This window comes from Scatolibacter rhodanostii, from assembly GCF_900197595.1.
GTDB lineage: Bacteria > Bacillota > Clostridia > Oscillospirales > Acutalibacteraceae > Scatolibacter > Scatolibacter rhodanostii.
The window spans coordinates 171,242-191,837 of record NZ_FZLO01000005.1; the positions used below are offsets into that span (position 1 = coordinate 171,242).

Consider the following 20,596-nt stretch of genomic DNA (forward strand, 5'->3'; position numbering starts at 1 on the left):
CTGATTCATATCTTTATGCGTCGAATTCATTATTATTCAGGAGGATTTTATGAAACAAGACAGTAGCAAGAGCTACCCAAGATGGCTTATATTTCTTGGTGCATGGCTCACCATTTTTCTTCTCGCTGTTAACGCCACTTTTTCTGTGCTTAGCAGCAATGTGGCCGAACAAAAGGGACTTACCTTAGACTCTTTAACACTGGCCTATGCGTTGTATCTTCTAACCCTTTCTACCGTTGGTATTTTTGCCGGACGATATGCAGACAAGCATGGCTGCAAGCTGATTGTTGCTGTAGGTGCACCAATTTGTGGCTTAGGATGGATTCTTACCGGTATGGCTGACTCCGTTCTAATGTTTTATCTGTCATTTGGCGTTGTAACTGCGCTGGGCGCCGGTATTCTTTATAATGCTTTACTTACTTCTACACTCAAATGGTTTCCGGATGTACGTGGAAAAGCTTCTGGCTTACTATTGTCATCTGCTTCACTGGGACCGTTTGCAATGGCACCTATTCTAAATGCAGGGTACCATTCTTTGGGCGTCAATAAAACACTTTTGTTCTTTGGTCTGGCTGTCATTATTATTCCGCTTTTCTTTGCTGTAACACAAGCGCAACCGCCTGTTGGATATAAGCCTAAAGGCTGGAATCCACCCGAAGAAAAAACACAAGCTTCTGCTTCAGCAACAACCGCACAAACAACAGATCTTGCTCCCAAGCAGATGGTAAAAACCTTCCATTTCTATGAGATGTTGTTCATATTTATGGCGGTTGCTTGTGCCGGAAATATGATGATTGGCGTGCTTTACACGATTTCTACGGTTCAAATTCAATTGACAACACAAGTAGCAGCACTTATGGTGAGTGTTTCTACCATCATGAATTTTATTGGCCGACTCAGTTTTGGTACTATCTACGACAAAATTGGCGGAACAAAATCGCTCATTCTTTCCTTTACCTTAACAATTATTGCTTTGATCATCATTAGTTTTACAGGTCAAGGATCAGAAATTGCGTTCTATCTTGCTGTCGCTATTCTCGGTTTTGCTTTTGGCGGCCCTATGGTTGTGTTTCCCCCTCTCACAGCAAAAGCTTTTGGCTCTAAGAATTTAGGTATTAACTATGGTATTATTTTCTTTGGGTATTCTTTAGCTGCTTTTGTCGGCCCTAAATTGGCCACCTATTTTTATGCAACTACAGGAAAATTCACCACAGGTTATTATATTTCTATCGTATTGGCTCTGTTGGGAATAGCAGCTGTATTCCATCTTAATCGCTCGCTTAACCGAAATAAATAAATCTAAAAACTATGAACATAGCCATATAGGCTGGGAGGAAAAAATGAAATTACTTGAAAATAAGGTTGCTGTTATTTTAGGTTCTACCTCTGGTGTCGGAGAAGCTGCCGCTTACTTGTTTGCAGAAGAAGGCGCAAAGGTTATCGTTTCAGGACGTAACCAAGAACGCGGAGAAAGCGTTGTGCACGCCATCGAAGAAAAAGGCGGAGAAGCTGCCTTCGTAAAATGCGACATAACGGTAGAAGATGAAGTGAAATTCTTAATGGATGAAACAATTAGAATTTATGGTAAACTGAACATTTTAATTGGAAATGCCGGCATTCCGGAAAAGAAAGCACCCTTGCACGAAATGGAGCTTTCTGACTTTGAGCGCGTAATTGACACCGATATGATTGGTATCGTTATGAGCAACAAATATGCTGTTCGAAAAATGCTGTTGAACGAAGGCTGCAATAAGGGTTCTATTGTCAACGTTGGTTCTATTCTTGGCGTTGTAGGAGCCCCCAATTCAACTGCATATCCAGCCGCAAAAGCAGGTATCACCAATTTTACGACTTCTTGTGCAGTTTCCTATGCTTCTCAGGGAATTCGTTTTAACACAATCTCTCCTGGATATGTTAACACTCCTTTGCTAAAAAATCTTCCGGCCGATCTCGTCAAATCTAAGATTGCCGCTCACCCAATTGGTCGTTTTGCAGAGCCGATAGAAATCGCAGAGGCATTGGCATTTTTAGCAAGCGATAAAGCTTCTTATGTAGTAGGCGCAAATCTTCGAATTGACGGTGGCTATACTGTCATTTAACTGCTAAGGGATTGTACGATTTTTACGCTGTATATCATAAGACAATGTAAATTTTAAATAGGAAGTATAAAAAAATGTAATAAAGAAGGTAGGTATCAATTTCGGAGATTGATACCTACCTTCTTTTATTGATAGAATGACATTGTTATAGGTGAATGGCTGGCACCTTTGTCTAGGTGGCTTTGTTTTGTGGTGGTAGGCACAGTTTGACAATCATCAGATAGCGTTTAAAACAGAATAGCCAAATAGAATGAATATGGCCCCAATAAAAATACATAGAGCCATTTTCCACTTTTTTTGTTTATGATGTTGCCATAAGAAATGTCCAACTCCTAATATTATGATATATCCGATTATCTCACAGACAATAAAAATATTTCTATATGAATTTAGATTGTCATGAATTTCATTTAATCTCAAATGCGTGATTAGAACTGAAATATATTCAAATCCACTTAGCGTGTTCTTGTCGGGAGATTTTGCCCAAGTAAAATCAGAACCCAAAAGAACAAAGTCAACATAAAAATCGTCAGAGAGTTTAAGAGCTCCTTGTTCATCGAAAACAGTTAGGTAATAGGTTTTACGTTTCTTTATTTCAGCTTTATAAGTATAGAATTGAGAATCACTTTTTATGGTAGAGGAGTCTACTATAAAAGTTTCATCAGCTTTTACATCTCTATATTCTATTTTTTGATATGAATCTAGTGGACTTACTACCTCATAGATGTCGCCATTACAATAGATATACCGAATATCAGTGAGCGCGTGATTCCAACAGACTACAGATAGCGTTATTACTAGAAGAGGAATAATAATTTTTAAGAAACATAATTTCGATTTCATAGTTACTCCTTCTCTTTGATATTTAAAATAAGATTAAGAAAGTACAAAAATTTGAGTTAGCAGAGAAAATGCGTACTAATTAGTTTAATTATAGCATACGCCTAGAGAGATTAAAACCTAGCCAAAAGAGTTTTGTGAATTTCTTACACAGCTGGAAGCAGCCAAAAGTTAATTTTATAGGGAGACCAGAAGTATAAATTAACAAATGGTATTTTGATGGAACAAGAAATTGGAGCACGTACTCTTTTTGATAGTAAGAAGGTTGCAAAAGAAGTCAATATAGCAAAAAAACATGTGAATCACTCTTGCGTTTTATGAATTTTTATATTATAATACAGGAAATATCCTGCAAAGCAGGTTCGAAAGGAGTTTTATAGATGACTGTATTTTTTGAGGTGTCCGTCATTTAAAATAGAATAAGGTGCAAACTGATTTGGGGTATCCCTTTTTTCACTGTGCCTAAAAGTAACCTTTCGTGAATACTGAAGCTTTGTTAAATAAGCAAATGGTAACACACTTTAGGGTGTGTTATTTTTATGCCTAATTAGCCATAGCAAGCAGCCATGAACGGCCGCTTGCTATGGCATTTTTGCGCCTTTTTTCAGAAAGGAAGAATTTATAAATCAAATTTAGCAGCCCGTTTATTATTTTGGAGGAATGGTGATTACTATTAATGTAAAAGACTATGGCTTTATGCCAACTTATAAAAAAGAAAATACACAATACGCGCGAGTGTTGGCAGTTCATAAAGAAAGTTATGTCATTATGACAAGCTTTGGTGAGTGCTCGGCAAAGTTGAAATCTAGCGTATATTATAACAATAGCACGGAGGAATTTCCTACCACGGGAGACTTTGTGGAAATACAGTATGAGTCACAAGGTGTCAGCTTAATTTTGCACACTTTGCCACGCAAATCAAAATTTGCCCGAAACGATTTTTCTGGGCATGCAAAGAATTTTACGAAAACGATAATAGAGCAGGTGGTTGCAGCCAATTTTGATTATGTTTTTATTATGCAGTCCCTTAATCATGACTTAAATCCCCGTCGGCTAGAACGATATTTGGCGCAGTCTTGGCAAAGCGGTGCTATCCCTGTTGTTGTGCTGACAAAAGCGGATTTGGTAGACAATTATGCCAGTTATGTAGCTGAAGTAGAAAAAATAGCAATTGGCGTGGGTGTATTTGCCATCAGCGCAAAAACTGGACTGGGCATTCAATCGCTTTCAGAGTATTTAAAAAATGGCAAAACCATTGTGCTTCTTGGTTCGTCAGGTGTTGGTAAATCTAGCTTTGTCAATGCTCTGGCTGGCAAAGAGATTATGACGGTGAATGGCATTCGTGAAGACGACAGCAAGGGCAGGCATACCACTACACACCGACAACTCATTCGTCTTGAAAGTGGCGTCATGATCATCGACACACCGGGTATGCGAGAACTTGGTATGTGGGACGTTTCAGAGGGATTAAGCGAAAGCTTTACCGATGTTGAAAGTTATTTTGGGCAGTGTAAATTTTCGGACTGCAAGCATCAAACCGAGCCCGGCTGTGCCGTAAAGTCGGCAATTGAACGTGGTGAACTTAGTGCAGAACGTTGGGAAAGCTATCAATCATTAAAAGAAGAAAATGATTTTGTGGAAAATAAATCTGCGTATTTAAGAGAGAAAAATACACGAAATATTGCTATTAAAATGTCACAGCGTCAGATAAAGAAAGGGAAAAAACGTGGATTATTATAAAGCGAACATGATTTTTGAACAACATTTACTTGAGGTGGTTAAGGAAGATTACAGCTTAAACAATTATATGATTAAGCAGATTCCACCACATAACGGTGGTCGAAACCTTGTCTATAATTGTACACATGCAGTTGCAGACGATAAAGTAATTCGGGTATCGTTTCAGAATGACAGGACAAAAGGTGATTACCTTGCCGAACTTGAATTTGTGCGTTACTTGCACGAAAATGGTGCAGGCGTTGCCAATGTAGTTGCTACACAGAAGGACGATTTATTGAGTGTGTTAAGATGGGAAAATTTCACTTTTTTTATTGCTGTTTTTGAAAAATCAAAGGGGGAGATTTTTCGTGAGCGCAACTATCAATATCGTGAAGGTGTGCCGATAGAAGAGTATTTTTTGAACTGCGGTAAAATATTAGGGCAGATACATCAACTTTCTAAAATGTATCAACCTGTGCATAGACGGTATAGTTTTTTTGACAAGTACACGGAGAAGTATATTGATAACCTTGTTCCGAAACAATATGAAAAACTAAAAGCTAAGTTGCTTAATATTGTCACAAATTTGCAAGAACAGGAGCGTGATTCCAATAATTATGGCTTGGTGCATTTTGACTTTAACGATGGCAACTATATGATTGATTTTGATACAGGAAATCTCACTGTTTTCGATTTTGACAACTGTTGCTATTGCCCATTTATGTTTGACTTGGCATCATTATGGCAAAATGGTGTGGGGTGGACGATTTGGGAGGAGGATGCACAAAAACGCCGTGAATTTATGAGCCGCTATTTTGAAGTTGTCCTAAAAGGGTATCGCTCAGAAACCGAACTTTCCGACAACGACATAGAAAAATTACCGTTTTTTATCAGTGTTAATCTTTTGGAAATGATACTTGACCGTTTAGAAGGTGGCGACACGATCAAAGATGATAAGGAATTACAGTATTTCTGCAAGTGCGTGGAAGAAGATATTCCTTTTTTGGGATTTTTTAGCGAAACATATTCACATAAGCAGCCATTTTGCTTAACTTAAATTGAAAAGAGTAAGGCGAAAAGGTGATAATTATTATTAAATCAATATTATATAAAATAGAAGATAGTGAATATCTAATCAGTATGGTTTCCTTAGATTTTGAAGGTGAGGTTTTACCTTTGTCAAAACTCAACGAAATGTCTAGGGAACAAGGCTTACTTCATTTCTTATCTCGCGACAGACTCTAACGATGATTAGGAACGTTATATCACATGGAGTGCAAGGCGAAATATTGGTCGGCTAAGAGGTACGCCAGAGGATGAAGAAACCATTAATTGGATTGACAAGTGGTACAAAATGTACTTTGATTATCGACATCCATTTCAAGGGCAAGCCATGTTTGGTCTTATGAAAATATAATGATACAATTCGTTTATCACATCTCACTATGGATATAACGGAAAATCACTCTCACACATACTCCTATTAAAGGGTATATGGGGGTGATTTTTTATGGCAGAAGAACAGAAAATCTACTGTAGGGCAGAAAAGTTGACAGGGAATATTATATATAATATAATAAAATAAATACATAATATTAGGAAAAACAACTAAATAAAGACTGGTGACGTAATAATTGTAGGTATTTGAACTGGGCAGGTAGCAGCGATTGGATAGTGCCAAGACTAAAAGCACAATGAAATTAATGGGGTTTTATGCAAGCTATTCTTGGATAAGTATGCGGATGATAGAAAGCTCAGTTTGAGTATCCATTGCAAAGATGGAATGTAATTAGTAATAGATTAAGCCTAAAATTAATATGAGGAGTTTCAATATGAAAAAGATTGTAAGCATGATTCGTCGTGAGATTATTGGAATGAAAGCGATGTTTATATCCAATATTGTGGTTTCTATTTTAGCTAGTATCAGTTATTTGGGATTGACATTTGCAATCCAGCAGATTATGTCTGTGGCAAATGGAGAATCACAGAATTCTTTATCCTTTGTTTCCGTTATTGCCATTATAATGCTGATCTATTATGCGGCAATGAACATTTTCTCTGAAATTGTGAGTAGTAAATTTGAGATTTCTCTTGAAAAAAACATGCGCTTGCATCAGATTACAACGTTATTTTATAAATCATTCTTGTCTGTAGAACGTTTTCATTCAGGCGCTTTGTTCAATCGATTGACAGAAGATGTAAGATTGGTCGCATCATTTATTGTCAGTATAAGCAATCAGTTCATTTTAGAAACATTAACAGCGATATTAGCAATATTGTATATGTTTTTGCTAAACTAGCAGATTACGTTAATTATGCTTGTAATTATACCGGTTTTAACATTTTCTATTACACGTTTTGCTCCTGTTCTGCAACGACTTTCAGAACAGAATCTTCAAAGCGATGACAAAATAAAGTCCTTCATTCAAGATGTTTTAAATCAACTTGCACTTTTTAAGCTATACAACATGAGAGAGAAAACAGAAAATTCTTTCAATATATTGTACAAGGATAAGAGAAATAGTAAAATGAAACTTGCAAAATGTATCGGACTGTTCTCTTTTATGAACAGCTTTATGTCGTTTGGTGTGTTCATTATCACCTTGATAGTCGGTACATTTTTTTCTCTACGTGGAGAACTAAAGATTAGTGAAATGATTGCCATTATACAATTGACAAATTATGTTTCTCTCCCGATTTCAAATTTTTCTCGCTGGGTGTCTGAAAGTGCAATGGCTAGAGCGGCTTCAGAGCGAATAGCTGAAATAGAAATATTGGAGGATGAAGAAGTAGAGCCTATCCTAAATGATCCACACAAACTACAACAGTTGGTCATAAAAGATTTATCTTTTTCTTATCCACTGAAAAATAACAATTCTGATGGCCTTATTGACGAAAAACCGGTCATAAAAACTCTTTCAGCGATATTCAAAAAAGGTCAAGCTATTGGGATAAAGGGGAGTAGTGGTTCTGGCAAGACGACGTTGCTTCATCTTCTGCTCGGTTTGTATCACGGCAATTCGGGAGAAATATTCTTCGAACATGATGCAGAAGGAGATAATAGGCAAAGAAACATAGCCATAGGGTATACACCAAGTGACCGATTAACCATTCAGGAAAATATTTGCATGACGCAACCTTACAATGAATCACTAATGAGAAAAGTCTTGAGAGAAACCAACCTGACAGAATGCATTGCCTCACTGCCAGGGGGAGTGCATACGAAAATTGAGGAAAACGGAAAAAACTTGTCAATGGGGCAGGCACAGAGGATTGCGATTGCACGAACCTTCTATTGCAACTACGACATGATGATTTTTGATGAACCAACATCAAATCTAGATGCGGAGTCAAAGGTAGTTTTTGAAAATTCATTAAAAGAATATGCACACGACCGGATATGCATTGTGGTAACACATGATCCAGAGATGCTTCTACATTGTGACAAGGAATATAAATTAACAAATGGTGTTTTGATGGAAGAATAAAATGGGTGTGCAGTAAAATCGTGTATAGATAAAAACAAAACCGCTTAAACATTATGTTCAAGCGGTTTTGTAAATATATGGCAGGGGCAGAAGGATTCGAAATATAAGCAAGATAATGTATTAATAATTATTATTATATCATACATTCTTATTAATGAAAACTCAGCTATGCTGATGTTATATACTCTCCCCGACTGTACAAGCAGCCGGGCATTTTTATTATAAAGGAGATATTACCATGAATTATTATAAGCAACAACAAAAGGAAATTGCTACAATCAAGCCAAGAACTATTACGCTAAATTTATCCGATGCAGACGTGAATCGTTTGTATGGAAGAACAGGAAAATCCGGATTAACTCCGTCAGAGCTGCTGCAAAATTTTGTTGGCGATTTGGTTTACGGTACTTATTCAAACGGATCTGACGAGAGAGCTTATGCCAAAGAATGGTTTGACCACTGCTACTTTGCGCATAAGCAGAATGAAACTCTGCTTAGTTATTTGTTAGAAATCGATGAATTAGACAGTTTTCTTGCAACCTTAGCTGTAATTGACAACACCAAGGAAGAAATTGAAGACACTCTTTCTGATGAGTGGATGACACAGAATGAAATTCAAGAAGATGTTGATAGGCTCACCAAAGAATTAGCCGAATATCAGGAAGAAATCGAAACCTACTTTGAAAACTTCCAGTGCAGTGAAAAGGGTGCTGCCAGTGAAATCCCTGCTGAATATTCGCTTGAAACTGAAATCCAAAGAATTATGGATTGGAAAGCTAAAAAAGATACCTTAGCTTTTTAATTATATATGCAAGCCATTCTCCCGACTGTCAAAAGCAGTCGGCATTTTAATTTTAAGGAGATACTACCATGAAAAAAACAAAAGTAATCGCAATCATGAACGAAAAAGGCGGCTGTGCCAAAACAACAACGGCTACTGCTCTAGCCTATGTCCTCTCAAAACAAGGTAAAAAGACAGTGTTAATTGATTTTGACGGACAGGCCAATTCCACCTTGCTTATGGGTGTAAAAAATCCTAATACTTTGGAAGTTACTATTTCCACTCTGTTAAATTGTATTATTGCTGAAGAACCCTTGCCTGCGTTAGAGAGTTATCTTGTGAAAACTAACTGCGGAGTAGATTTAATTCCGTCAAATAGTCAGTTGTTTTCATTGGAGCGTAACCTAGCCGGAGTTGATTTTCGAGAATATATGCTGCGTGAATATGTTGACACTATAAAAAATCAATATGACTATGCAATTATTGATTGTATGCCGCAGGTCGGAACTCCTATGGTCAATGCGATGATGTGTGCCGACAGTTTAATTGTCCCCACACAAGCCGAAATCTTATCGGCTCAAGGTTTACAAGAGCTTGTCAAGCATTATGCCAAAATCAAGCGTGCCGGAAACCCTGAACTGGAGATTGAGGGAATTCTCATTACGATGGATAACAAGAACACGATTGTTTCAAATCAGATTAAAGAAATGATTGACAGTACATATGGCGGCAAACTTCTTGTCTTTGAAACACGAATCCCTCGCACGATTAAGGTTGCGGAGGCTGCTATGTATGGACAGACTATTTGTGAATATATGCCGAATAATAAGGCAGCCATTGCGTACCAAAATTTTGTAAAGGAGCTGACACTATGAGTAAACCAGATAAATCAAAAATGATTAAGCTTGACCTCTTAGATGATATTCTTGACATATCAGCTCCTGTTGCAAATGGAAATACAGAAATGCTACTTAAGCAATTACAACCCTTTCCTGACCACAAATTCAAATTATATAGTGGCGAAAGATTAGAGGACATCCTCTTGTGACGGAAAGACAGCAGCATTCTGAAATTGCAATGCGAAGAAAAATGGCAAGATCGGATTTAACAAGGACAAAAGACCAATCCCAAAAAAGTATGGTGTTTGATAACAGAAAAGCTGTTTCTGCTAAATTTGCAGGAAGACGTATCAATCGCACTAAGGCAACATCAACTTCTTCTAGAGCAGAATCTTATTCTTCAAATGCGGAGATAACAGCCAATCAAGAAAGTTGCCATACAAGGAAAAAAACCTATCGTCTTAAGAGAATTCCCAGTCCTGTAGAAAGAAAAGGGTTTTATGGAGCTGTACGTTTTCCTACAGACAAAGTAAGAGGTTCTGAATTGGTTCGCAAGAATCACGATATGTCAGAAATGGTATGGTCTACTTATCGCAGCCAAAAAGATGATGATGTCGGTTCAAAGACAACAAGTTTAGCAGAATCTCAAGCAGTTAGGACAGTGAAGAATCTGGCGGGTGTCCGCCAGATTTTAAAGGAAAGAAAAGAGTATAAAATTCAGAATACTGACAGCAAAACACTGGGAAGTGTTTCACGTCGCACAGAAGAAAAATCTTTTAGAAGTCGTTTGTCTAAACCCTCATTATTGAATCGTTCTCAGTTGAATCAACCTATTCAGGAAAAAAAGAGTGCTATCAGGAGAGCGCAGGACAAAAATTCCATTCAAAAGCAAAATCTCTCTAAAAAAAATCAATCACCTCTTTTACATCGTAATGATAAAAATAAAACTGCTGCTCTTAAAAGAAATCACACAGTCAAAGGTTTGATTCGAGAGAATGTAGTTGCAGGTATAAAGAATTTTCAAGGCAGTGAAGATGATGGTATGAAGGCCATAACAAAAACAAGAGATTTTGTTATGCGTACCAGACGGGCTGCTAGGGCTGCTCGCAAAACAGGAGAAGCAGTATACAAAATTGGAAAAGTTACCGTAAAAATATTTTCTGCCATTACAAAGTTGTTGGCCAGTGTAGCACCTACGTTACTACCTATTCTTATGGGAATAGTTTTAGCAATGGTATGTGTAACTGCAATAACCGCCATTATGCCAAGTTTTACTTTAAAGAGTGATGATGTAGAAGTATCTAAGATTTATAAATATGTTACAGAACTCGATGCTGAATTTAGTCAAGAGGTACGCACTGAAAATACAGGAGCTGACGTTTACCATTTCTATTTGAATGGATCTGAAATTAATCGGACGTCATTCGAAGTTGTTACCAATGCCGACAGTTTCATAGCGTATTTAGATGCCAAATATCAAGACTATGCTTTCGATAAGTTTATCTACGGACTTTTTGGCGGCACAAATGTCAAGAGCGCGGCACAAATGTCAAGAGCGAAGTAAAAGCAATTCATGAACAGCTTTATTCGTATTCCGTCAATATTTACTATAAAGACGAACCTATGGGTGTTGACGAAGACGGAGAAGAAATTTTCGAAGAAAAGAAAGTCAAAAGCATTTCAGTACAAAGTAAGGTTTTTGATTCGTGGGTTCACCTCAATCAAAATGTTGTCTTTAAGGAGGGAGAATATGATTCGTATAAGCTACTGAATGAATCAGGAGTGTTCATGTCTAAAAAAGAAATTGAATCTCCTTTTAAAGGAGAAACTTTTCAGCTTGCCAAAAGATATGGATATAATCTTGAGAATGACAGTGTGGTCGAAAACTCTGGAATAGATATTATTACGTCGACCAGAAAAAAAGTTTCTGCCGGCATAAAGGGAACCGTGACCGATACAGGAGATAATTACGTTAAGATTTCTCATAAGAAAAAAGAAATCGTCTATGTCAATCTCAATCCGACAGTTAGCATAGGTCAGGAAATTAAAAAGAATGACATTATCGGAAATACATCGGGGGATAGGTTGCACATTGATTATTACAAAGACGGAAAAGAAATGTGTCCCTATATTTTTATTAAAGGAGCTTCCGGTTTCCAGAGAAACGTAAATGGTAATATGAGTATTGTCGAGATGGCATTATCTCAGCTTGGGCAAGTTGGCGGACGGCCTTATTGGTCTTGGTATGGATTTGGCGGACGTGTAGACTGGTGTGCTATTTTCGTTTCGTGGTGCGCCGACAGAGTGGGTTATTTGAGCGATGACATTGTTTTTAAACATGCGAGCTGCACGGCAGGAGTGAACACATGGAAGAGTAAAGGTTTGTGGCAGGAAAGGCAATCAGGGTATGTTCCTAAACCCGGGGATTTAATTTATTTTCTATGGGACCTTACAGATTATGGTTCAGACCATATCGGGATTGTAGAAAGTTCCGACGAGAACTTTGTTCATACAGTCGAGGGGAATTCAGGGGATAGGGTAGAGCAAAATACATATTCACTCACAAACGTAACAATCCTTGGCTATGCAACTCCGTTATATCCTACAACCTATGGGAAGTATAGCGAAGAAGATTTATATTGGTTATCCCGAGTGATTAATGCCGAAGCCGGAAGTGATTGGCTGCAAGATACATTTCAGCAGGATGTGGGTAGTGTGGTTTTAAATCGCACCAAAGATTCCCGGTATCCCAATACCGTTAAAGACGTTATTTTCCAGAGAGGACAATATGAGTGCGTTACTAATGGAAGTATCTATAAAGAACCCAGTGCTAAATCCATTGCAAATGCAAAATATATTCTTGAAAAAGGAAGTACCTTACCTAAAGGAGTAGTTGGACAAAGTCAATTTGTACAAGGAACAATTTACAGCACTTACTATGACCGTGTTCTTGGAACTACAACTTATTTCTGTTATATATGAGATTTTCAGTTCTCTGAAAAAATAATTTGTCATTTTGACGGACAACACCAACTTTCTGTTTTGAGAAATTTTCTCGTCAGGGGTTTGGGGGCGAAGCCACCAAAAAGATAAAAAACAAAAATTTTCAGAGTTGAAAAATTTTGGATTTTGGGTAAGTGTGGGAACACTTTCAATGCTCGTTGGTAGTGTAGGAGGGTTCCACCCTCCTACTGGGGTTCATGGGGCAAAGCCCCATGCCCTTTTTTAATCCTAAAAAGGCGAGGTGATTTTTGTGCAAGTCAGAAAAAATCGAACGAGAGAAATTGAAAAGAAAGTTTTTCTCTCTGCAGAAGAAAATCGCATTATGAAATCTAATATGCAAAAAGTGGGAGTTCGCAATTTTTCACTATATGCTCGCAAAATGTTATGTAACGGATATCTCATCGTGCGAAATTTTGATTATCTTAAGCAGACAGCAAGAGAACTTGGTCGGATTGCTCAGAACCTCAATATGATAGCCAAACGTGCCAATACGACGCAGAGTATCTATGAGGACGATGTAAAAGATATTGCAGAGTCTTATAAAAAAGCAAAAGCTCAAATTGCTTCTGTCATTTCGGATTTAGTGAATGAGGAAAAGTTTTATAAGACGAAAGGAGAAAAGGAAGATGAATCATTTTGATGTCATTACCACAAAAGAAGAAAGAGAGCAAGCAGGACTAAAGCAATATAAATTTGTAGAAGCAGCCGGAACAATTACTGCCGTTCTCAATTTTAGAGCATGGGGAAAAAACATGAACCTTGGTTGCTTTTTTCGAACAGAAGCAGGAGATAAGTTTTGCGTTTATCTGTGGAGAAGTAAATTGAATCCTGATGTTTATGGGCCAAGAAGTGAAAGTATAAATTTTGCTGAGGTGAAAAATAAAACCAAATGGAATCTTTCATTTGAAAAAACTCGCAGTGGAAAAATATTTTTAGCTGATGCGAAAGAGTTGGGATAATGGCAACGACAAAAATTAAACAAATCAAAAGAACAACAGGAAAGTCTTTAGCATATATTATGAATCCTGAAAAAACCGATGGAAGTTTGCTTGTGTGGGGTTTTAATGTTGACCCAGAAGTGGCTTCTATGGAATTTGATTTTACTTATGCACTTGCCAAAAATGTTCGGGGAGATTATTCAAAAGTAGGCGGTTCAGATATCAAGGCCTACCACATGATGCAGAGTTTTTCTCCGGAAGATAATCTGACACCTGAACAAGCGCATGCCATTGGCAAGCAATGGGCAGATGAATTTCTTGAGGGAAAACATGAATATGTTATTGCTACTCATATTGATAAAGACCATATCCACAATCACATTATCTTTAATGCCACGTCTTACTATAATCTGAAAAAATTTGAATCTGTCCCATACAAGACAGTGAAAAAGTTGAGAGATATCAGTGATCGACTTTGCGAAGAAAATAATTTATCCGTTTTGTATGGAAAACGTGAAAGAGTAAAGGAAAATAAAAAGTGGAAGAAAGAGCCAACCTTAGGAGAAAGTCTTTCTACATTGTTAGACTCGGCTGTTGCCCAAGCCAAAAGCTTTGAGGATTTTAAATCTACTGTTATCTCTATGGGAGTAGAAATCAAAGAAGGTAAGCATATTGCCTTTAAACACCCGGACGGAAAACGTTTTATGCGTGGAATGAATTTACCCGGTGATTATTCTAAAGAAAAGATTCTAGAACGCGTTGAACACCCGGAAAGATTTATTCAAAACGAAAAGGTTCCTACACTTGATTCTCAAGAAGGTACTTCTGTCAAAGTACCAGAAACTTATGCAGATTTAATTCAGAAAAAATCTAGACGGACACTTTTAGAGAAAACAGCCGAGCTTGCTGAAACGCTCTTAACAATCCGTCGAGAAAAAATTGAACGATATGATGATTTTGACATTCGGAAAGAAAAATTATCTGAAACTCTGCAGCATTCTCAAAAGCAGGTTGAACAGATGAATAGAAAAAATCAGGAATACACACAGGCTGCAAAATATCTTTTGGCTTATCATGATACTTTACCCATTTGGCAGGAATATGAAAGCTGCTCTCTTCTGAAAAAATCGTTTTATCATAAGGAACATAAAGAGCAACTGGACAAGTATAAGTTTGCTCTTGAGCAGCTCAAAAAAATGAAAGTGAACGCAACGGTTGATCCGGACAAGGTAATAAATCTAGTTAAATATCAAAATGATTCTGTTGAAGAAATTAATCAGAGAATGCAGAATGTTCAAGAAAGAGTAGAGAAAGTTCAGCTTGCACAAAACATAGTGGACAGAATCGAAAATGAATATGCTGCTATTCAAGGCAGAACACAACGAAAGGGGTTATCAAAATGACAAATGCAAATAAAATTCAGGCAAAGCGTGAATCTATTAAGAAAATTGAAGAATCCATTGAAAAGAGAAAAGAAAAAATTGAAGGTGAGCAGCAAAAAATTAAGAAGTTGGAACAGGAAATTGAAGAACTCGCTGTTTTTGATATTAAGAATCTTGCAAAAGAAGCCAATATGCCGATTACAGAGCTTCGGTCTGTTTTACAAGATTTACTTTCTGAGTCTTCTAAAAAAGTCGATGAATCCGGAAGTAAGGAGGATGTAATATGATTTATCTGCAGATAGGAATTTCTCTTTTAATTCTTTCTATTTTGTATGCGATTGGAATTAAATGTTTTTACTTTCGTAAGTATAGAGAAAAAATTGAATCACTGGAGAGGGAGATTGAAGATAAGAAACTTGAAATTGACAATCTTAATAAAGAGCTAAAAAAATAAATACATATAAATAAAAGCAGCTGCTATGAAATCTTAGCAGCTGCTTTTATTTATGATATGAGAGGATAATATTATGAAGGTAAGAGTAACAAAGGCTACACTTGACACAAGGGCTTTTATCCGTTGGACAAGAAGAAATCTTAAAGGGTCTGAGGGTGACATCATTTTACTATTGATGGAATTTCCAGAGGGTTTGACAGCGGAACAGCTTACAGATGATTTAAATATTAAACGTCGTACACTAACTTATATTTTGCAAAGACTTAAGAAGAGAGGTTATATCAAAGATTATCGAAAATATTCTAACCGCACGGATTTAAAACTTGGCAATTCAAAGATTAAGGTTTTTCAGCTGTCAAAGGCATTGGAACACTTTTTGAAATAAGGAGGAATTACAAATGAAACATCATGCATATAATTTAGAAAAGAATCAATTTAGTGGTGGATATATGGCTATTGAAGAAGATGTTTTTAGCTTGATTCATGGATAAGAGTTGAAATTCTATCAGTACAGCACTGTGCGTCATGCTTAGTGATTTGTAGTGGACAGATTATTCTTGATGTGCTTGTAGAATAAACTTTATTTTCGATGATGTTCCTGAAGACAAATTATTCCAAAAAGAAATCAACTTTATATCTATTATGATCATAGGAAAATTGCAGCAGGTATTATACAACAATAAATATTAGAGTTATAATTAATCTTAAGTTTTTGATAAAAAATTTACCATTTATCTTTATGATATATCGGTTGCGAAGCAAGTCTATAGTTTGTCAGATAGTTTAGTTTCACCAATTCGTTATTATCAAGTTCTTTTTGAACCAATAATTGATGAAGAACGCATATGCCAAGCCCACTAGGCACGATTTGTTTGATTACTTGCCTAAATTTTACTTCTAAAACTTTTGAATGATTAACGATTTATGGATTTATTTTCATTTTCTTTACTTTATTTTACAACGGATTTTATTGTGTTGTCCTAGTCAGGAATAAAGAAGAATATTTGTTTTGTAAGCAAAATTGCGGTTGATATATTTCTAAAAGTTCATCACTTATATTGACTTTTAGACCTTAAATGATATAATATATTGAAATATTACCAATTAATATTTAGCATGATTCCGGTTGGACAAACTGCTTTTATCTGTTTGTTTTCAAGTTTTTGAGCTTCAGGGTGGAGAGCTCCCAAAAAGGGAGTTTTTCACCCTTTTTGTCATTATTTTATAGAAAGGTGGCAATATCATGGGCATTTTAGAGAGCTTAAATATTTCTGTTTTTATGATGGCAGTCGTCTATGCGGTTTTATGCGGTTTGTTCCTTTTAATTCATCTTTTTTCTTTATTCCTTCGCTCAATCGAATTAAAGTCAAAAAATAATACGCAAACACCTAAGAGACAATAAAAACTGTTTCTGAACATAAAAAAGGTCTTGGGAATGAGAAAGAAGGAGAACAATATGTTTATTGAGGCTATTCAAAAGATATGGGTCAGTTCTGGTTTTGTTAGTTTAACATGGCAACATTTGGTTATGATATTGATTGCTTGCATATTAGTATATTTGGCAATTGTCAAAAAGTTTGAACCAATGTTATTATTGCCAATTGCATTTGGCATTTTACTTGTGAATTTACCCTTTACCGGTCTTATGGATGCACCGGCTTCGTCATCTGAAGCAGGCGGATTGCTATATTATTTATATCAAGGTGTGAAAAAAGGAATTTATCCTTCACTGATTTTCCTTGGCATTGGTGCTATGACAGATTTTGGTCCATTGATTGCTAGACCCGCCAGTCTTTTTATCGGTGCAGGAGCTCAGTTTGGTATTGCCATTGCGTTTACACTTGCTACGGCACTTGGGTTTACACCACAAGAAGCAGCCAGTATCGGCATCATCGGTGGCGCAGATGGCCCTACAGCTATTTTCTTAACTTCTAAGTTGGCTCCTGCCCTTTTGCCTGCCATTGCGGTGGCGGCATACTCTTATATGGCACTTATCCCGATGATTCAGCCTCCTCTTATGAGATTGATGACCAGCAAAAAAGACCGGGAAATCAAAATGGAGCAAACTCGGACGGTTTCAAAGCTAGAGAAAATCTGTTTTCCAATTATCGTCACAATTTTTTGTGTTTTGTTGCTGCCTTCCACAGCTCCGCTTATTGGTATGTTGATGCTTGGTAATTTATTTAAAGAATCAGGCGTGGTAGAACGTTTGTCAAGCACAGCGCAAAATGCTTTGATTAACATCGTTACCATTTTCCTTGGTGTCACTGTAGGCGCTACAGCCAACGCTGAAACCTTTTTGAAGTTGGACACCATTAAAATTATTGCATTGGGACTGTTTGCCTTCATGTTCAGTACAATTGGTGGATTGCTTCTTGGTAAATTGATGTGTGTGATTACCAAAGGAAAAATCAATCCTTTAATTGGCTCTGCTGGCGTGTCTGCTGTTCCAATGGCTGCTCGAGTTTCTCAAATCGAAGGACAGAAAGCAAACCCAAGCAATTTCTTGTTAATGCACGCCATGGGACCGAATGTTGCGGGAGTTATTGGTTCTGCGGTTTCTGCAGGTGTCTTGCTTGCTCTTTTTGGCTAATATTTAGAAGCTTGACTTTTCTTAATAAAAGATACAAGAGAATAATAAATTTTGGGTGTCATAAAATGAATTTACATGAACTGTTTAAAAGAGTGCAAAAAAAAATGTCACCGGCACAAGTGGTTATTGCCAGTTTTTTTGGTGTCATTGCCATTGGTTCAATTCTGCTAATGCTTCCTGTATCACATCAACCGGGAATAAGAGTTTCTCCGATTGATGCTGCTTTTACAGCGACATCGGCAGTGTGTGTGACCGGTCTTGTGACTTTGGTGACCGCCACGACATGGAGTCTTTTCGGTAAGGTAGTAATCTTATGCTTGATTCAAATTGGTGGTTTGAGTTTAGGCACTGTTTTTACTTATTTTCTGATTCACATTGGGAAAAAAGTAGGTTTAAAAGATAGGTTAACCATACAAGCAGGTTTCAACATAGATGATATGGGTGGAATGGTTCGCATGGTAATCATGGTTATTCGTGGCACCTTTATCATTGAAGGAGTTGCTGCTGTTTTATTAGCAGCGTTTTTTTTATCTAAGAATTATATTTGGTATGATGCATTATTTTACGGCATTTTTCATGCCGTCTCTGCTTTTTGTAATGCTGGGTTTGATATTATTGGTGATGTTAGTTTAGAGGGATATGTAGGCTCACCTTTTATTAATATCGTGATTATGTCACTTATTGTTTTTGGAGGAATTGGCTTTTCAGTTTGGCGGGATATCGTAGGCAAGATTCGTTATAAGGTAAGACCTGCCGTGAAAAAGAAGTTTCCGTTGAGCCTGCACTCTAAATTTGCCATCATCACAACGGTGGTATTGATTCTTGTGGGGACATTGTATTTTTGGATGAGTGAGTCGAATAATCCCGAAACGTTGGGTAAGTTAGATGCAAGTGACAAATGGATGGCAGCTTTATTTCAATCTGTCACACTTAGAACAGCGGGATTTGCATCTATCCCTCAAGCGGGATTATCTGAAGCTTCTAAGTTGGTTTCCAGTATTTTAATGCTGATTGGTGGTTCACCGGGTGGTACAGCAGGTGGAATAAAAACGGTTACAATAGCGATTCTTTTTTGCAGTGTGAGCAGTACCTTGAAGGGGTATCAAAGAATTACTGCTTTTAAGAGGTCAATACCGGAAACAATTTTACGCAAAGCTTTGTCAATTGTCATTATTATGCTTTCTCTTTGGATAGGAGGAACGCTATTGCTTTCTCTTGCAGAACAATCCTCTGTGTTCCCTTATACTTCTGTTGACTTGTTATTTGAAGTGGCATCAGCTCTTGGAACAGTGGGGCTTACAACAGGTATTACACCGCATCTATCTGTAATAGGCAAAGCGATTATTATGCTTTGTATGTTTGTCGGAAGAATTGGTCCGTTGGCAATTATATTATCTTTAGTAAAACGTACAAATCAGGTGAACGAGAAAATTCTCTATCCCTATGAAAATGTTATGATTGGATGACAATAAGGAGTTTCTAATGCATATGAAAAGAATTTTGGTTCAAAAAGATACACAATTTGCTGTTTTGGGTCTTAGCAAGTTTGGCAAAGGGATAGCGGCGACTTTATATGATAACGGTTATAATGTGCTTTGTTGCGACCGCAATGAAGCAGCTGTTCATGATGCAACCGAATATGCCACCCATATTGTTCAGGCTGATGTGACAGATAAACTGGCTTTGCAAAAAATGGGACTAAGTAATTTCGATGTTGTCATTATTGCTTTTAGCTCAGATTTTGAGAGTGCAGCAATAACCGCAACCATTTTGAAAGAACTTAAAGTAAAATATATTATTGCCAAAGCAAACGGTGTTCGGCAAAAGCAGATATTAGAGTCTATAGGAGTGGATAGGGTTATTCTGCCTGAAAAAGAGATGGGCGAGCAGATGGCTTATAATTTGATTACAAATGATTTGATGGAATCAATCCATCGTTCTGATAAATATGACATCATTGAGATGCGACCTCTCGCTGAGTGGGTAGGAAAAACATTAGAACAGCTAAAGCTGCGCCAAAGAGAAGGCATCAACATTATGGCCATCATTCGTGACGAAGAGATTATCGCTGTTTTAGATGCCAAAACAAGGCTGCTCGATAGGGATCATCTTATTGTCTTGAAGTCGATTTAAAATAAGTGATAGTATGAAAAACAAAAACTTTGGAGAGTTGTTGACCCTGATTACACAGTTTAGTGTATTGCTGATTAGCCCCATTTTGTTATGTGTATTTGTTGCCGTCTGGATAAAAAACCGTTTTGGCACTGGCTACTGGGTTATTATGGCAGGCATCGTTTTAGGGATTGCATCTATGGGATTAACCTTTTATAAGTTTTATAAAAAATATACAAGTGACAAAGATAATGACGACAACTTGCCACCTCAAAGTAATAGGCACTTCTAAAGCAGTCGTCATAAAGAAAAATTATGTTTGGTATTTTTAAGACAATTGAGGAGAAA

General features: G+C 37.1%; 23 protein-coding genes and 1 other annotated feature. Of the genes, 22 read left to right on the forward strand and 1 reads right to left on the reverse strand.

All coding sequences use genetic code 11. The annotated features are described in order from the left end of the window. Positions 1–49 precede the first annotated feature (49 nt). Both CS931_RS10740 and CS931_RS10745 read left to right on the forward strand, forming a co-directional pair. Positions 50–1,297: an L-lactate MFS transporter gene (locus tag CS931_RS10740; RefSeq protein ID WP_099205788.1), complete on the forward strand. Its 1,248-nt coding sequence runs from the start codon at positions 50–52 to the stop codon at positions 1,295–1,297. 43 nt (positions 1,298–1,340) lie between these two features. After that, positions 1,341–2,099 carry an SDR family NAD(P)-dependent oxidoreductase gene (locus tag CS931_RS10745; RefSeq protein ID WP_099205789.1) on the forward strand — a complete coding sequence of 253 codons (759 nt, stop codon included), beginning with the start codon at positions 1,341–1,343 and terminating at the stop codon, positions 2,097–2,099. Positions 2,100–2,315: 216 nt separating this feature from the next. On the opposite strand, the gene CS931_RS10750 is transcribed toward CS931_RS10745, so the two are convergent. Further along, positions 2,316–2,942: a hypothetical protein gene (locus CS931_RS10750; protein WP_099205790.1), complete on the reverse strand. Its 627-nt coding sequence runs from the start codon at positions 2,940–2,942 to the stop codon at positions 2,316–2,318. 657 nt (positions 2,943–3,599) lie between these two features. Between CS931_RS10750 and rsgA the strand changes: the two genes are divergently transcribed. From rsgA to CS931_RS10835, 20 genes are all read left to right on the forward strand, one after another. Then, positions 3,600–4,679 carry a ribosome small subunit-dependent GTPase A gene (rsgA, locus tag CS931_RS10755; RefSeq protein ID WP_099205791.1) on the forward strand — a complete coding sequence of 360 codons (1,080 nt, stop codon included), beginning with the start codon at positions 3,600–3,602 and terminating at the stop codon, positions 4,677–4,679. Beyond that, the gene (locus CS931_RS10760) at positions 4,666–5,715 is read left to right on the forward strand and encodes a phosphotransferase enzyme family protein (RefSeq protein WP_242964978.1); all 1,050 of its coding nucleotides are present in this window, start codon (positions 4,666–4,668) and stop codon (positions 5,713–5,715) included. Before rsgA ends, CS931_RS10760 begins: the two co-directional genes overlap by 14 nt. Positions 5,716–6,490: 775 nt before the next feature. Continuing rightward, positions 6,491–6,958, forward strand: coding sequence for an ABC transporter ATP-binding protein (locus CS931_RS10765; protein ID WP_099205792.1), 468 nt, complete (start codon positions 6,491–6,493; stop codon positions 6,956–6,958). Between the two features lie 12 nt (positions 6,959–6,970). After that, positions 6,971–8,146: an ATP-binding cassette domain-containing protein gene (locus CS931_RS10770; RefSeq protein ID WP_306341544.1), complete on the forward strand. Its 1,176-nt coding sequence runs from the start codon at positions 6,971–6,973 to the stop codon at positions 8,144–8,146. Positions 8,147–8,384: 238 nt separating this feature from the next. Next, positions 8,385–8,948: a molecular chaperone GrpE gene (locus tag CS931_RS10775; RefSeq protein WP_099205794.1), complete on the forward strand. Its 564-nt coding sequence runs from the start codon at positions 8,385–8,387 to the stop codon at positions 8,946–8,948. A gap of 68 nt (positions 8,949–9,016) precedes the next feature. Next, complete coding sequence (locus CS931_RS10780) at positions 9,017–9,802, forward strand: ParA family protein (protein WP_099205796.1); 786 nt, start codon at positions 9,017–9,019, stop codon at positions 9,800–9,802. Further along, positions 9,799–9,975: a ParB N-terminal domain-containing protein gene (locus CS931_RS12720; protein WP_159459814.1), complete on the forward strand. Its 177-nt coding sequence runs from the start codon at positions 9,799–9,801 to the stop codon at positions 9,973–9,975. The genes CS931_RS10780 and CS931_RS12720 overlap by 4 nt, the downstream gene beginning before the upstream one ends. Further along, positions 9,972–11,330, forward strand: a complete 1,359-nt coding sequence (locus tag CS931_RS10785) for a hypothetical protein (protein ID WP_099205797.1) — start codon at positions 9,972–9,974, stop codon at positions 11,328–11,330. Before CS931_RS12720 ends, CS931_RS10785 begins: the two co-directional genes overlap by 4 nt. Positions 11,331–11,389: 59 nt before the next feature. After that, entirely contained in the window at positions 11,390–12,748 is a 1,359-nt protein-coding gene (locus CS931_RS10790) for a cell wall hydrolase (RefSeq protein WP_099205799.1), read from the forward strand. 271 nt (positions 12,749–13,019) lie between these two features. Then, positions 13,020–13,409 (forward strand): plasmid mobilization protein, encoded by a 390-nt coding sequence (locus CS931_RS10795; RefSeq protein ID WP_143826247.1) that lies wholly within the window; start codon positions 13,020–13,022, stop codon positions 13,407–13,409. Then, positions 13,396–13,728 carry a hypothetical protein gene (locus CS931_RS10800; RefSeq protein WP_099205802.1) on the forward strand — a complete coding sequence of 111 codons (333 nt, stop codon included), beginning with the start codon at positions 13,396–13,398 and terminating at the stop codon, positions 13,726–13,728. Before CS931_RS10795 ends, CS931_RS10800 begins: the two co-directional genes overlap by 14 nt. Then, positions 13,728–15,110, forward strand: a complete 1,383-nt coding sequence (locus CS931_RS10805; RefSeq protein WP_099205804.1) for a relaxase/mobilization nuclease domain-containing protein — start codon at positions 13,728–13,730, stop codon at positions 15,108–15,110. Before CS931_RS10800 ends, CS931_RS10805 begins: the two co-directional genes overlap by 1 nt. Beyond that, on the forward strand, positions 15,107–15,376 hold the full coding sequence (locus tag CS931_RS10810; protein WP_099205806.1) for a DUF4315 family protein: 270 nt from the start codon (positions 15,107–15,109) through the stop codon (positions 15,374–15,376). Before CS931_RS10805 ends, CS931_RS10810 begins: the two co-directional genes overlap by 4 nt. Then, on the forward strand, positions 15,373–15,543 hold the full coding sequence (locus tag CS931_RS12725; protein ID WP_159459815.1) for a hypothetical protein: 171 nt from the start codon (positions 15,373–15,375) through the stop codon (positions 15,541–15,543). Before CS931_RS10810 ends, CS931_RS12725 begins: the two co-directional genes overlap by 4 nt. A 73-nt stretch (positions 15,544–15,616) precedes the next feature. Continuing rightward, a complete protein-coding gene (locus CS931_RS10815; RefSeq protein WP_099205808.1) occupies positions 15,617–15,928 on the forward strand; it encodes a MarR family transcriptional regulator in 312 nt (103 codons plus the stop codon). Between the two features lie 739 nt (positions 15,929–16,667). Then, positions 16,668–16,728 (forward strand) — a sequence feature (sodium ion sensor (DUF1646 type); this cis-regulatory element may regulate processes involved in with the transportation of sodium ions). Positions 16,729–16,786: 58 nt separating this feature from the next. Continuing rightward, entirely contained in the window at positions 16,787–16,945 is a 159-nt protein-coding gene (locus tag CS931_RS13155; RefSeq protein WP_503167624.1) for an OadG family protein, read from the forward strand. A gap of 54 nt (positions 16,946–16,999) precedes the next feature. Beyond that, positions 17,000–18,136 (forward strand): sodium ion-translocating decarboxylase subunit beta, encoded by a 1,137-nt coding sequence (locus CS931_RS10820; RefSeq protein ID WP_099205810.1) that lies wholly within the window; start codon positions 17,000–17,002, stop codon positions 18,134–18,136. Between the two features lie 65 nt (positions 18,137–18,201). Beyond that, the gene (locus CS931_RS10825; RefSeq protein WP_099205812.1) at positions 18,202–19,602 is read left to right on the forward strand and encodes a TrkH family potassium uptake protein; all 1,401 of its coding nucleotides are present in this window, start codon (positions 18,202–18,204) and stop codon (positions 19,600–19,602) included. Between the two features lie 22 nt (positions 19,603–19,624). After that, the gene (locus CS931_RS10830) at positions 19,625–20,269 is read left to right on the forward strand and encodes a potassium channel family protein (protein ID WP_159459816.1); all 645 of its coding nucleotides are present in this window, start codon (positions 19,625–19,627) and stop codon (positions 20,267–20,269) included. Positions 20,270–20,282: 13 nt separating this feature from the next. Then, positions 20,283–20,540 carry an AtpZ/AtpI family protein gene (locus CS931_RS10835; RefSeq protein ID WP_099205816.1) on the forward strand — a complete coding sequence of 86 codons (258 nt, stop codon included), beginning with the start codon at positions 20,283–20,285 and terminating at the stop codon, positions 20,538–20,540. The last annotated feature ends 56 nt before the right edge of the window (positions 20,541–20,596 follow it).